Source organism: Providencia sp. PROV175 (assembly GCF_032707045.1).
Classification (GTDB): Bacteria; Pseudomonadota; Gammaproteobacteria; order Enterobacterales; family Enterobacteriaceae; genus Providencia; species Providencia hangzhouensis.
Genome location: NZ_CP120533.1, coordinates 1,565,568 through 1,579,926, shown reverse-complemented (window position 1 = coordinate 1,579,926; position 14,359 = coordinate 1,565,568). Strand labels below are relative to the sequence as shown.

12 protein-coding genes and 1 pseudogene are annotated in these 14,359 nt (G+C 40.9%); 6 read left to right on the top strand and 7 right to left on the bottom strand.

What is annotated here, in order from left to right; translation table 11 throughout:
• Positions 1–191 precede the first annotated feature (191 nt).
• Together P3L44_RS06835 and P3L44_RS06830 are read right to left on the bottom strand one after the other, a co-directional pair.
• Complete coding sequence (locus P3L44_RS06835; RefSeq protein ID WP_316928272.1) at positions 192–1,250, bottom strand: PAAR domain-containing protein; 1,059 nt, start codon at positions 1,248–1,250, stop codon at positions 192–194.
• 17 nt (positions 1,251–1,267) lie between these two features.
• Complete coding sequence (locus tag P3L44_RS06830; protein WP_213912563.1) at positions 1,268–1,747, bottom strand: Hcp family type VI secretion system effector; 480 nt, start codon at positions 1,745–1,747, stop codon at positions 1,268–1,270.
• Between the two features lie 485 nt (positions 1,748–2,232).
• Between P3L44_RS06830 and P3L44_RS06825 the strand changes: the two are divergent.
• The 5 genes and pseudogenes from P3L44_RS06825 to P3L44_RS06805 all read left to right on the top strand — a co-directional run.
• Positions 2,233–2,577, top strand: a pseudogene (locus tag P3L44_RS06825) (integrase arm-type DNA-binding domain-containing protein); the annotation flags it as partial.
• Between the two features lie 466 nt (positions 2,578–3,043).
• Positions 3,044–3,730 (top strand): outer membrane protein, encoded by a 687-nt coding sequence (locus tag P3L44_RS06820; protein ID WP_272662648.1) that lies wholly within the window; start codon positions 3,044–3,046, stop codon positions 3,728–3,730.
• Positions 3,731–4,146: 416 nt separating this feature from the next.
• A complete protein-coding gene (locus P3L44_RS06815; RefSeq protein WP_200129322.1) occupies positions 4,147–5,421 on the top strand; it encodes an MASE1 domain-containing protein in 1,275 nt (424 codons plus the stop codon).
• Positions 5,422–5,448: 27 nt separating this feature from the next.
• A complete protein-coding gene (locus P3L44_RS06810) occupies positions 5,449–6,750 on the top strand; it encodes an HdeD family acid-resistance protein (RefSeq protein ID WP_004912893.1) in 1,302 nt (433 codons plus the stop codon).
• A 90-nt stretch (positions 6,751–6,840) separates the two neighbouring features.
• Entirely contained in the window at positions 6,841–7,173 is a 333-nt protein-coding gene (locus tag P3L44_RS06805; RefSeq protein WP_371021498.1) for a DMT family transporter, read from the top strand.
• 306 nt (positions 7,174–7,479) lie between these two features.
• On the opposite strand, the gene P3L44_RS06800 is transcribed toward P3L44_RS06805, so the two are convergent.
• From P3L44_RS06800 to P3L44_RS06780, 5 genes are read right to left on the bottom strand one after another with little or no spacing between them, the layout of a single operon-like run.
• A complete protein-coding gene (locus P3L44_RS06800; protein WP_140170926.1) occupies positions 7,480–8,619 on the bottom strand; it encodes a Gfo/Idh/MocA family protein in 1,140 nt (379 codons plus the stop codon).
• Between the two features lie 11 nt (positions 8,620–8,630).
• The gene (locus P3L44_RS06795) at positions 8,631–9,695 is read right to left on the bottom strand and encodes a sugar phosphate isomerase/epimerase family protein (RefSeq protein ID WP_272662646.1); all 1,065 of its coding nucleotides are present in this window, start codon (positions 9,693–9,695) and stop codon (positions 8,631–8,633) included.
• Positions 9,692–10,768, bottom strand: coding sequence for a Gfo/Idh/MocA family protein (locus tag P3L44_RS06790; protein ID WP_272662643.1), 1,077 nt, complete (start codon positions 10,766–10,768; stop codon positions 9,692–9,694). Before P3L44_RS06790 ends, P3L44_RS06795 begins: the two co-directional genes overlap by 4 nt.
• A gap of 1 nt (position 10,769) precedes the next feature.
• Positions 10,770–12,020 carry an MFS transporter gene (locus P3L44_RS06785; protein WP_004261658.1) on the bottom strand — a complete coding sequence of 417 codons (1,251 nt, stop codon included), beginning with the start codon at positions 12,018–12,020 and terminating at the stop codon, positions 10,770–10,772.
• A 27-nt stretch (positions 12,021–12,047) separates the two neighbouring features.
• Positions 12,048–12,965 (bottom strand): GNAT family N-acetyltransferase, encoded by a 918-nt coding sequence (locus tag P3L44_RS06780; protein WP_140170931.1) that lies wholly within the window; start codon positions 12,963–12,965, stop codon positions 12,048–12,050.
• A 269-nt stretch (positions 12,966–13,234) separates the two neighbouring features.
• Here P3L44_RS06780 and P3L44_RS06775 point away from each other — a divergent pair, with 269 nt between their 5' ends.
• On the top strand, positions 13,235–14,215 hold the full coding sequence (locus P3L44_RS06775; protein WP_004261663.1) for a LacI family DNA-binding transcriptional regulator: 981 nt from the start codon (positions 13,235–13,237) through the stop codon (positions 14,213–14,215).
• The last annotated feature ends 144 nt before the right edge of the window (positions 14,216–14,359 follow it).

Below are 14,359 nucleotides of genomic sequence, written 5' to 3'. Positions count from 1 at the left end.
CAAATGAAATTAGCACACTGGTATCTAGCAGCTCATTAATAACTGCTCTTAATTGTATTGTAGTCATATTATCTGACCATGGCTGCTCCATTTGGTATTTTTGGTTAATAGCCATTCCTGCATTCAATGAAAACAATATAACGTAATTTGCTACAATAATACCAAGCGTTAATCCCCACTTTACGAATAATTTAATTCCCATTAATTTGGTCCCCGTAAAGTAATTGTCCAATTATACCCATTGTTTCTTCTCCAGAAAAATCCGTATGATATCCAACCATAGATGCGGCACCTGATGCGGCTTCAAACAATGTTCTCGATTTACTTTTTTCCATAGGTGTAACACCTGTGACATTTGAGTACTGCTGTTGGAATAACCCAGTTACTTCGATGACAACAAGAGAAGATAAATCTTGTTTCTTACCAACCATGTAATCCTCTAAAGATGCGGGAACCACAAAAGATTCCTGACCCGTCACAATATATCTGGCTAATGAATAACCCGAACGAACAGATGATAATTCCTTTTCAAAAACCTTTGAGCCTCCTGCTTTTATTGCATTTACTGTTTGTGTTGTACAATTACTCGTTGATAAATCATAAATGTTTATTGTGTGCCCGTACTTTTTAGTTGCCTCGCCCACATTAGGGGATAACCCAACAGGGGAAGAGCCTCCACTCCACAATGCCATAAAGTGAGCTTCTACTTGCTGTATATTGGCATCATTTACAGCAAAAACTCGAGCATTCATTTTGTATAGCTCATGTCGGTAATAATTTCTTGCATCCTCATCTATAAGGCGAATTAAGATACCATCCCCCACAATGCCAAGAGTACCAGTCCGACCGAATCTACCATAAGTATAAACTGTTATTTGGTTATTTTTATGTAATGAAACATACGAGTGCCCAGAGCCTACTCTTTCTGTCCACACATAAACCCCATCAGGAATGAGATTGTCTAATGCCGTGCATTCACCTATGATATTAGAAGGAATAAAAGCGGCGTGACACGGACACGTTGAATAACTTTTGCGGGTATCAGCAGCTGGTTGTCCCCCAATTAAATGAGTAAAATCTCCCCCTACTATTTCATACCTTCCTGCATGAACACCACATGTAACTTTATTACCTTGAACGGCTTGTCTCTTAAAATTAATACCACCCCGATGTGCTAATGCACTCCCCTCTAATACTCTTCCACCGCATGTAGTCCTATCCCCCTCTAGCACTTTGAATGACATCACCATAAATCACCTCAATAAAATTAATTAACTAGGTTTTGTGTAATACTATAACTTGAGGTATTTGCAGCTTTATGTTCACAGGTGATACTTTCATACTTCATCGATACTGTTTCATAAGCTTGTGCATCATTATTGTCTAGGGCATTTGGATGGTGATTACTAATGCTTACGATTGATGCATTAGTCAATTTGATTGTTTTATAGACTATCAACTTACCGCTTCTATCGGTTCTATAAAAGCTAAATTCACAATCAAGTAACTCGTTATTATTAATGCTATTCATCAAGAGAGGGGTCGATTTATCATCTAATTTTGTAAATGAAAAGGGTGAATGTGAGACGTTTTGGTGACGACTCATACTATAATTAGTTGAATAAACAAAGATTTCATTTTCATGGCCTTCTTGGTATTTATTTCCTATTGAGTCGTAACTTGAACATCCAGCAGAGATAAGCCCTTGTTTCTTCCCTTTTATAACTAAATATATTTGATTTGCCATCGAGACGATCCTTAATATAAAAAGAATAATTAAGCATTATATTTCCCTTATTTCTATAGGAATATTCAACATAGTTAATAAAAACAGCGTAATACTCCCATAAAAATTATTGAATCCAACTCAAAATCAGTCTCTAGCTTAAATTCAGTTCCCCCAAAGGGAGTTGAATTCACTGCAAACCTCAATACCTGATTCTTGCAGCCATAAACCAACTGTGCCACACTATTGTGACATTAACTTCATCGACACAGATAGAAGAATCAAATAGTTACATTGGGGAGGAGCTTCAAGCCAGCTCCACCAAATTATCTTCTAAGGACGTCCAAAGAAGACTGAAAAGCCCGCTAACTCAATGAGTTGCGGGCTTTTTTATGTCCTGCGCAGTCTGATGTCACCTAATTAAATCCAATCATCTTAGGCACCTTGATAGGCACCTCGTTAACCTTTATAGTTTTTGAGGTGCCTAAAAACAATGGAACATCAAAATGGCAAGACAAACCAAACCTTTATCAGTAAAAGAGATCGATGCAGCAAAGCCGAAACAGAGTGATTATGTTCTCTATGATGGTGATGGATTAGAGTTATTGGTTAAATCCAATGGCAGTAAGCTGTGGTCATTTCGCTACATTCGCCCACTCACTAAAAAGCGAGCTAAAAAGAGCCTTGGTTCTTACCCTGCCGTCAGCCTTGCTGATGCACGTAGTTACCGCCTTGAAGCAAGAACACTGCTCGCTAAACAGATAGACCCACAAGATCACTATAAAGAACAAGTTCGTAATACCTTAGAAGCTAAGACAAATACCTTTCAACTTGTTGCTGAACGTTGGTGGTGTAGTGGTCAACAAAAATTGGTCACCGTTTTAGAGTTTTCCCAATACAATCGTTCTGATTCATTGGGTGTTAAACCACCGTTATATTGATGGGGTCTAAGCTGAATGTAAAATACCTCCAAAGTACTTACACAATGACCTCCATGTGCACGCCAAGTGCACATGATTGAAGCTTAGTAAAGATACCCTTTAATAATCAACCAATTAAAAAATTACGGACACGGGTTCAACCCCGCCAGCAAAAAAGAACGGCAAGTTTTATATCTTTTAAGGATAAAAATCTTAGCAATATGAAGCATTAATTAGAAGATGAAATGCTAATTTCATGCAGAATGCGATAACCCAGGTAACATCTATAACATCTTGTTGAAATAAATTGAACATTTCAATCAAATAACCCTCCTTTACTAATAACCACGACCTGCAATAATCCCATCTCGATATAGTAAACAAATGGAATTATAACATGACTAAATTACACTTATTATTAGTAATTGCTGTATTTGGAAGTGCAAGTGGAAATGCCTTAGCCTCTACGAATAATGAAGGCTATTATGGTGCTGCACGGCTCTCTAAGGTATGGCAAAAAGCAGATAATATGGACACCAGTAGTAGACCAGGCATTGGTCAATTTGTCTCTGGTGATGATAAAGATGATTTTTATAATGGCTCTTTAGCTGCTGGCTATCAATTTGGTAATGGTTGGCGTACAGAAGCAGAATATACTTTCAATAAAAAGGCAGAATATACAAGTGGATCAACCACTTTTCCGACCAGCTTGAATCACCATAAAACAGAGTCCCAACGATTAATGCTAAATGCTTACCGTGATTATGAAATTTATCAGGGAGTTTCTATTTATGGAACCGTTGGTGTTGGTATCGCAAAAGTAAAATCGTCTGGATGGCAAGGAAATGTTTCACGTCAATACGCAAGTAACACTGATACAAACTTGGTATATTCTCTCGGTGGCGGCGTCAGCTATGAACCTATTAATAAACTCAATTTTGACTTAGGCTACCGTTATGTGGATCTAGGTAAAATCGAAAGTGGCATGAACCGATTTGCTAATGCTCGAGGCTTACAAGACGAGCAAATGAAAGCACACCTTAAATCTCAAGAAGTTGTATTTGGTGTCAGATACTTATTTTAGTATTTTTATAGTGTTATCTCATTGGTATTGTCTCAAAAATAGCTAACTCTTGTTAGCTATTTTTAATTGTGGTGGACACGCTCAATTTTTGCCATTATTGCTCGGCTACTGCTTTATATAACGTGGGTATCTTTCACAAATAGCTGTCTATGAAAACAACAAGCCGTGTTTTTCTTTTTAAGAAATTCAGATTAGGTGCGCTATTGGCTTTTTCTAGACGCGTAATGTTCATTGAAGTACCTACAGCGCCGAACTCAGAATAAAATAAAAAGTGTCTAAAAATATAGGAAAAAATATAATAATAGCTATACCTCAAGATATCATTTTGATATTTTTTGAAAAGAGAAATGATGTAGACCTTTTCGCATTAAGATAAGGCCAAACATAACTTTATGATGCATAACCTGAAATAAACTATGAAAACATCTTTACTATCAAATAAGACCACGTTAATCGTAATAATAGGATGGCTATTACTTTATTACGTAACAGGTGAAATCTCCGAAATACTTACACCAGAGAATTCAGATATTTCTGTTGTCTGGTTTCCTGCGGGAGTCGCAACAACCGCTTTTTTATGTATGCACAAGCGCCAATGGTTACCATTACTGATTGGCTTCGTTGTATTAAACTTGATTCTGAATGGCTTTGATAGTGAGCAAATCACCCTTTCACTTATATACGCCGCTCTGGCAGTACTTTCTTGTATTGCTATTGCTTGGATTGTCCGTAGGTATGCTCAACGAGGAGATGATCTGCAACTAATATTGTTATGGCTATCGGCAACAATAATTGTCAGTTTTGCGGATGCAGTTCTATTTTCTATCAGTTTGTATTGGCTTGATAATACATCACTTAATGATATTTTTTGGGATGGTTTTATTGCTGATATTACTGGCAACATCTTTGCCACAACAGTGATTATGGGGCTAATTAATACCCATTTCAAAAGGGTGGTGCCTTCTTTCAAAATTAATATAATTTGGGGAAGTATTGTTTTTATTCTTCTTATTATTAGCACAATATTAATATTCAATGATACTGCGATACAGATATACCATTCCTATTTTCATCATCATCGTAATACTGCTAAATTATCGCTACTCTGTATCCCTATTTTGCTTGCTGTTACCCTGTCTATGCTGTGGGGAAACAGAGGGGGATCAATAGCACTATTAATACTTGCCACTATTACAATCTATTACACTCGTAATCAGCACGGGCCTTTTTATCTTCATGGCCTATTTCGCCATGAGTCACTGTGGTTAATACAGGGGTATTTGACCGTCATATCATTATTAATGGTTTTTTTACGAGTTGTCGCTCGAAGTACTCATAGTATTGATGACACACAAGGGGCTTATAAACCGCAGCACCTAGTATATCAACTTAATCTAGATAATGGTGCTATAGAATGGGGAAATACAGATTGTTCATATCCGAAGGCTGATTTAACAACCCTTTCCGATCTAAGGCAAATTATGGAATCTATTCATCCTGACGACCGAGAAAAACTCGCTCGACATTGGGAACAAGAGCAGGCTCAAACCACTCTTCCAATAATAACCTTTTGTCTGAAAGATAAAGAAGGTCGTTGGTGGAATATAGAAGATCGTGGAAGTGTTATTTTTAGTCATAACAAACCAGTAATGATTGTTGGGAATTGGTTTATTTTGGGTGAAGTATCCTAAAATTGATGTAATAACAAAGGATAAGTGATGCTACAAATTGCATTATTACTTTTCGGTGCCGAATTTATCAGAGGAAAAGCACATTACCTCTGGGGGATTGGGCTCCTTTGGTGTTTTATTGGTATATTTATTTTCATCGATGGTGTTGATGGTATTCTTTTTTTTCCAATACATTTGTTTGGTATTCTATTGTTACTTGAAAGTCTGATCACATTAAGTGTCGCTTCAAGCGGAATTGGAACACAAAAAACGATACTTTTCTTTAAAGGTGGTCTATTTTTGTTCTGTGCATTGGTTATCTTGATTAATCAAACATATAGCAATGTATTATTGTCAGCAATGTTCGGTTTTGTTTTTTTTATTACCGGATTATTTGTTGTTGCATCAGCTTGGATCGTACGTTTTCCTGGATGGCAATTAATCCTATTATGGGGCGTAATTGAAATGCTGTTTGCCTTTTTTCTGTTTACCCATCACCAAGCAACAATTTCTTTTTTTATCGGTTTTTTGATGATAGGAAGTGGATTTGGATGCCTGAAGTTAGCATTTCGAGCCCGTCATATCCAACGAGGAACATCCATATTTGAACTGATGCGTCCTTTACCTGTGTCGTTTAAGAAAAAAGGGGCAATGCGCCCCATAACAGAGACCCCACAATCTTCCACTATAAGTAGAGAAACTGAACAAGATACTATTTTGACTGTTCATATCTGGACCCCCGAAGGCTCCGCAAACCAACGCCCTGTACCACGGCCAATTATTAATCGTTATATTGCGGCTGTTGATTCTGAAGGAGTAATCTCGACGGGGCATGCATCCCTAGAACTCTACCCGCACCTCTATATCAGCTTATACCCTGAAGAAGATATTGATCGTTCTCCATCAGAGTTTTTCAGGCTACTAAAAGCAACCGCTGATAATAATGTTCCGGGGCGTTTCTTGCCTAATTATCAAACTGAAGCATCCGAATGGTGTGAATCTGACAGACAGATTGTTTTCAATGTTTATAACTATGCTTCTTTATTGAGTTTTTGGGAAAAATATCGCCAATACCCTATTTATAACCTAACATACCAAAACTGCTCCAGCAGTGTTGCATATGGTTTGGAGGCTGCATTAGATGGTGTTTTGTCTATGCAAAAGAGAAGTGATTTTATCGGGATTTTAAATGTACTTTGCATGCCAGAGTTATGGATTGCGGCTCAAATTCGTCGGCGTGCACTGATGATGGCATGGACCCCTGGATTAATTATGGATTATGCACGTGCTTTGCGGGCTATTGTACACCCAGTTCCAGTCCCTTGGTATAAACGCTTACTTAGGCGTTGAGTTTCATAGCCATTAGACATTTTTATCTCAAACATAGTTTAAAATTGTCATTTTGGAATGTTTGCTAAATAAGTTAAAGAGGTTTTTATGCTGAAAGTGTACGCAATCTTAATGGTGTCTATCATAGCTGAAACAACCGCGACAACCATGATGAAGGCGTCTGATGGGTTTACTAAGTTAGTACCCAGTATTATTGTCGTTATTGGTTATGCCATTTCTTTTTATGGATTATCCCAAGTTGTAAAAAGTATGAATATTGGTATCGCCTATGCGATATGGGCTGGAGCGGGAATATTTCTTGTTTCAGCATTATCATTTTTTGTTTATAAACAGAAACTTGATTTTCCAGCATTAATTGGTCTAGCATGCATTGCGCTGGGAATTGTTATTATCCAGCTGTTCTCTAAATCAATTACTCATTGAGTGTCGAAATTATTCAACAAGAATGGATTAAATAACGACATTAAGTTGCACACGTAACAAGATACATACCGACATTGAAACATTTTTTGTTACACCACGCTGGTGGTGTAACATCACTAGGAGAGGTATCCTCTCCTTTTAACTGATTCTATCAAGCAGTATAGCTTTCCGGTTCACTCCCCTCGTCGCTTTTGCCTATCCGTATTACAAAGAAAAAATCATTATTACAACCTCTGTGCCGTAATATATTTCATAAAGGTTATAGATTACACCAACTCATTAACCTCAGACCATCCATCGCAGAGATTATGATGAGCAACGATATTGCGTAAAATCAATCCATTGACCGCAGCTATCATGGCTACGTTTTGCGGCATCAATAAATGCCATCCCCTGTAGGCCTGTTTCAATACCTGGTAATAACGGTGATGCGCCGCTTCCCTTGCGTAAACGAGTTGCCGCCTCACGATAAACCTGAGCAAAACCCTCTAAATATCCTTCAGGATGCCCGGCTGGAACCCTTGACATCGCACGGTTTTCCTCCCATTGAGACATTGATCCCCGTGTCACACAATACATTGGCGAATCAAACGGCTTTAACCATAATTGATTAGGATTTTCTTGGGAAAATGAAAGACTCCCTTGGCTGCCATATATGCGTAGTCGCAGCCCGTTTTCTTCACCACAGGCCACTTGGCTCGCCCATAGACGCCCTTTTGCTCCGTTGTGATAACGCATTTGCACACGCACATCATCATCTAGCACTCTTCCAGGGATTATTGATGTGAGTTCCGCACAAATGGCCTCTGGCAACATCCCTGTGACAAATGAAGCTAACTGCCACGCATGAGTACCGATATCGCCTATACAGCCCGCTCCCGCTTTTTGTGGATCGGTACGCCAACTTGCTTGCTTGTTTTCAGTTTCCTCTAATCGTGTTGCTAGCCATTGCTGCAAATACTCCACTTCAATATAACGAATTTCTCCTAGTTCCCCTGCTAATATCCGGCTGCGCGCTTCACGAATTAACGGATAAGCACTGTAATTATGCGTGAGAATCAGTTGCCTACCCGTTTCTCGCACAACATCAGCAAGCTGCAAAGCTTCTGAGTATGATGTACACAATGGTTTATCACAGATAACGTCAATACCTGAGCGTAAAAATTCAACGGCAATAGGGGCATGCAAGTGATTAGGCGTGACAATCGCAACAACATCAATGCCATCATCACGTGCGACTTCACTTTGCACCATTTGCTGATAGCTGGCGTAGCATCGTTCAGGCGCAAGGTGCAGCCGTTCCCCTGTGCGTTTACCGTTTTCTTCATTCGAGGAAAATGCGCCTGCAACTAACTCAAACTCATCATCCATACGAGCCGCTAATCGATGCACGGCACCAATAAATGCACCTTCCCCGCCCCCAACCATTCCCAGCTTTAGTCTCATCGCCTTATCCTTTATTTATCACTTACGATCCCAAGTAATGCTCTGATTTTTTGAAGATTAGTATCTACCACTGCAAAATCATCAAAGGCATGATCAACCACTGGAATAATATGATTGGCGATAAAATCGGCTCCCTCTTTCGCCCCGGCATCTGGGGATTTAAGGCAACACTCCCATTCCATTGTAGCGACACCGGAAAAACCGTACTGAGTTAATTTGCTGAAAATAGATACAAAATCAATCTGACCATCCCCTAATGAGCGAAAACGCCCTGCACGCTCAACCCATGATTGATAACCGCCATAGATACCGCTACGGCCATTTGGTGAATATTCCGCATCTTTGACATGAAATGCGCGAATGCGTTGATGATAGCAATCAATAAACGCAAGATAATCCATCTGCTGGAGCAATAAATGACTTGGATCGTAGAGAATATGGCAACGCGGGTGGTTATCGACAAGGCCGAGAAAACGCTCAAATGTCACGCCGTCGTGTAAGTCTTCCCCTGGATGCAACTCGTAACATACATCGACGCCACACTCGTCAAACACATTCAGAATAGGTAACCAACGCAGCGCAAGTTCAGCAAATGCTTCATCAAATAACTGTGCATTGTGAGGGGGCCAAGGGTAAAAATAAGGCCACGCCAGTGCGCCTGAGAAAGTCACGTGTGTAACTAGCCCTAGGCGCTGAGAGGCTTTTGCCGCTTTGATGAGTTGCTCCACCGCCCACTGCTGGCGCTTTTGAGGATTACCTCTGACACTCACTGGGGCAAAACCATCAAAAACAGTGTCATACGCTGGATGTACCGCAATCAATTGGCCTTGTATATGAGTCGATAACTCACTGATCTGAATACCATATTGCTGTAACATGGCAACCAACTCATCGCAATAAGTTTGGCTTGTGGCTGCCAAGTCTAAATCAAAGATACGTGGGTCGATCGTTGGCACTTGAATATATGTAAAACCTAGGCTTGATGCCCATTCAGCAAGGCTTTCTAATGAGTTAAAAGGGGCTTTCTCACCAATAAATTGTGCTAGAAAAATACCTGGACCTTGGATTGTTTTCATGACTCACTCCCTAAAATCACAGTGCGCTGTGTACGCACAGCTTCATCCGCAGCAAGAACAATTCGCAAGCTATTGAGTGCGTCTTGTAAATGCTGTTCTAATGAAAATTGTTCCGTAATCGATTGAATAAAATAACGTTGTTCACTTAGGCACAGTGCCAAATGGTCTGGCTCATCTTGGCAGTCAACCCAATGGTCAGGATGTTTAAAAGCATTGTTTTTATCAAGCTCTGCATAATGAATACGTAAAGAGTCAGTGCGTGTGTGCCCATCAACATTGTCGCTATTTCCTTCTCCATGCCGAGCCATTATCGAAACCGCACCGCGAGGGCCTATAACATCTTTGATAAAATACGCCGTTTCGCTGATCATTGGTCCCCAACCCGCTTCATACCAACCCACTGAGCCATCATCAAAACGAACCTGTAATTGACCGTAGTTATACATATTGTCTGGTAATTCATCGGTCAATCTTGCGCCAATAGCGCTGACACTCACTGGTTGAGCTTGTGTCATTTGGCACATCACATCTAAATAATGAACGCCGCAGTCAACTATCGGTGATAGTGATTGCATCAAGTTACGGTGTACACCCCACATCTGACCATGGCTTTGTTGATTCAAATTCATTCTCATCACTAATGGCTTACCCAGCTCATGCGCTAGATGAATGAATTGTTGCCACGATGGGTGATGACGCAAAATATAACCGACCACCACTTGTCGATGGGCTTGTTTAGCCGCAGCAATGACACGCTTAGCCCCTTCAACCGTAGTGGCTAATGGCTTTTCAATAAACACATGACAGCCTGCCTTGAGTGCTAGCAATGCATAAGCTTCATGAGTATCAGGGTATGTCGTTAAGCAAACCGCATCTGGTTGCGTTGCTTTTAATGCCTGTTCGTAATTATCAAACGTGGCATATTCACCACCTAAATGTTCATTGAGAATGTCTTTTGAATGACCACGAGCCACCAGCCCGCAGATATCAACCCCTTCCATTCGGTGGTAAGCCTCTGCATGAGAGGCTCCCATATTGCCGCAACCAACGACTAAGACGCGTAAATTAGCCATCTTATTTCTCCTCCACTGGCTTTTCTTTATAGTTGAACGTGAAGAAGAACAATGCGGCAATCAGTAACGCACCAATCGCTGGGTACCACCAAAAACTTTGCCATTGAGGCAGAGCCGCTGCGCCTTCCGTTGTGACAATGCTATTGAACAGCATTCCACTGATTTGTGAACCAATTAACATCCCCACGCCATAGGTAAACAAGACCAGCAAGCTCTGCGCCTGCCCTTTTACTTTCTCACCAGCAACTTTGTCTGTATAGATAAAACCAATAACAAAGAAGAAGTCATAACACATACCATGTAAGAAAATACCGATATAAATCATCCAGCGCAGTTCTTCAGCAATCCCTAAGGCAAACATGACATAACGTAAGCACCAAGATAGCATCCCAATCAGCAACATCACTTTGATACCAAGACGAGCAAAGAAGAATGGTATCAATAACATAAAGAACAGTTCTGACATCTGCCCTAAAGACATCACGCCACCAACGTTAGTAAATCCTGTCGCCGCAACAAATGGCGCCGCATAGGCATAGTAAGCCGCCAATGGGATAGAGATCAGCATTGCACAAATGATGAAAACTAAGAAATGACGTTGCTTGAGCATGGCAAACGCATCTGCGCATAACAAGTCGCGCATCGCAACAGGTTTACCACGCTCTGGTGCTGGCGTGTGTGGTAATGTAAAGCTGTAAATCGCTAGTACCAACGAAGCTACTGCCGCCAAGGTGAAAATTTCTGTACTATCTGATAACCCTGTTGAACCGACAATCAGCCCCGCAACAATCCAACCAAATGTACCGAATGCACGCACAACTGGGAACGCTTTCTCACTGTTCGGTAAACTATAAAAGGCAACGTTGTTACTAAGAGCAATAGTTGGCATATAGCAAAGCATATAACCAAAGATTATCCATAACAGACCGCTATGATCCCCCGTAAAGTAACTTGGGATCATCCATAACAAACCGGCACCGATGAGATGCAGCACGCCAAGCACTTTTTGTGATGCAAAAAAACGGTCAACCACCATCCCTAGTACAAAAGGAGATAAAATAGAGGCGATGGGCCCTGTCGAATAGGCATCACCAATAATTGCTGATAAACCATATTTCCCCATGACAACCCCTAGCGTGACATACCATGCCCCCCACACAAAAAATTGAAGGAACATCATTAACGCCAATCGCGGTACTACCCATACATGGGCAGTATTTTTACCGCCTTGAGCAAGACTATTTGTACCCATAAGACCCCCAATAATTTCTATTTTTTATTAGCCACTTTCAGGTAAAAAGGACGGCATAACCACGCAGCTTGGTTTCTGCGCATAACCTTTGGCTTGCGCAAGATGCAGTTCACAAATTCGACCGCCCCATCGCAATAGCGCTTGGCACAGTGCGCTTCGCTCTGTGGGAACTAAAACGACTGGCTTCGCACCACGATGATGTTTGTCTAGCATCCAACCGAGTAAATCCAGCGCTATCTCATCACGATAGCTGCAGCCGGGCCCTAACATCCTCGATGCGGGGTGTGCGATAGAGGCAAGATAACCTTCGATGCGCTGGTTATGTTCCCAGACTGCAATTCGCCATAACCCGCTGGTGTCATTTAAAAAATATTCAATATCCCGCTGACGACTAATACCTAATGAATCCGCTTCCAATTGTAAAATAGCCGGTAAGTCTTCGGTTCGAGCATCTCGCACAATTCCTTTGGTCAAGCGAGGGAGATTCACGCCTTGCTCTGGTACTGAAATCACCATGTCTTGGTAAATTGCATAAGGTGTAAAACCGCCGCGGCGATAAAGAGAATAAGAGTCTAAATTCAGGGCACTTGAAATTAAGCGAATGGGTAAATTTCCGGCTAATTCATCCGCTTTGGACAGTAATTTCTTTGCAATACCCTGCCCAAATGCGTCGGGATGGACATTCATAATCCCAAGGCCCAAATGTGTTTCTCGTGGGTGAAAAAAACACGAGCCAAGAATATTGAGTTGTGAATCACGAGCTACCCAGTGGTAATCAGGATCAAGTTGTTGGTATACATCAACAAATAAATGGCACTCTTCAGGCGCAGACTGAAATATTGCGCCTAAACCATGTTGTTGATACCAGACATTCGTTGAGTGATAAATCAAATGCGCGACTTCACTCCGATCAGCGCATTTCGCAAGCTGTAGTTGTATATCCATTCATTACCTCTCATGTTTTATTGTTTATAAAATGAGGCTTTTCACTAAATGGCAGCTAAATCCAAAAATGAAATCGATTACATTTTTACTGAAATCGATTTCATTTATAAAATATAGCCAAATTGTTTCTTTCAGCAACTAGCTGAATGGTTCAATAATGATCTAAAAGATAAATTTGCAATCTGCATCACAAGTTGATTGTATCAATCGTACTTTTCATCGCGATGTTGCATACTGTGCATGGCAATAGACAAAAGGAAAAGTGAACAATGTCGATAGAAAAAGTGGCGAAAATTGCAGGAGTCTCTGCCGCAACGGTTTCACGGGTATTGAATGATCAACATATTGTAAAACCCGCAACTCGAGATAAAGTTCTTGCCGCCATCGCTCAGTGTAATTATCAACCTAATTTATTAGCGCGCCAGCTACGTACCTCGCGTAGTCGCATGCTATTGGTACTGGTGTCTAATATCACTAACCCCTTTTGTTCATTGGTTGTACGTGGTATTGAAGAAGAAGCGGAACGCCACGGCTATCATATTTTGTTATGTAATTCTGAATCCAATCCAACGCGTGAATCCGCTTATCTAAGTTTACTCAGAGGTAAGGTTGTTGATGGCGTCATCACTATGGATGCTGTGAGTTGTTTACCGGGGCTTACTGATATGATTGGGGATTTTCCGTGGGTGCAGTGTGGTGAAGGGGATCCAGAATTTCGTGCTTCTTCTGTTACTATTGATAATTCACAAGCCGCTAGCGCAGGCGTTTATCATTTAGCAGCGAAAAATCGCCAACGCATTGCATTAATTAACAGTGATATGCGTTACCTCTATTCGCAACAACGGGAACAAGGGTACCGAAAAGCACTCGCTGAACTTGGCTTTGAATATTGTAAAATCGAGTATGTAGAAGAATTAGATTACACCGCGGGGGCGAAGGCCATGGAAAAGTTACTGCAAAATGCGCCCAAACCCGATGCTGTATTCGCGATTTCTGATGTCATCGCAGGCGGTGCAATGAGTGTTTTGCATCAGCAGGGATTGCATATTCCGAATGATATTGCTGTGTTAGGGTTTGATGGTGTGCCCTTCGGTGAAGTAACCACACCGCCATTAAGTACCATTGTGCAGCCGATGCATCAATTTGGCATCCGTAGCGTTCAACTACTACTCAATAAAATTAAGCACCCGCAACTCGATGACAGCCATGAAATCCTCGAATGGCAATTAATTGAACGCGGCTCAACTTAACTCACTTTTTTACCTCCATTCTGGGGCTGTGATATTGAAATAATACGGATAAGAAACGACGCTATAATTTTTCTAGTGAAGCGGTTTTGTCTCCTGTATCAACCCATATTTTGATCAATACAGAAGTCGTACCTTCGTTAACAA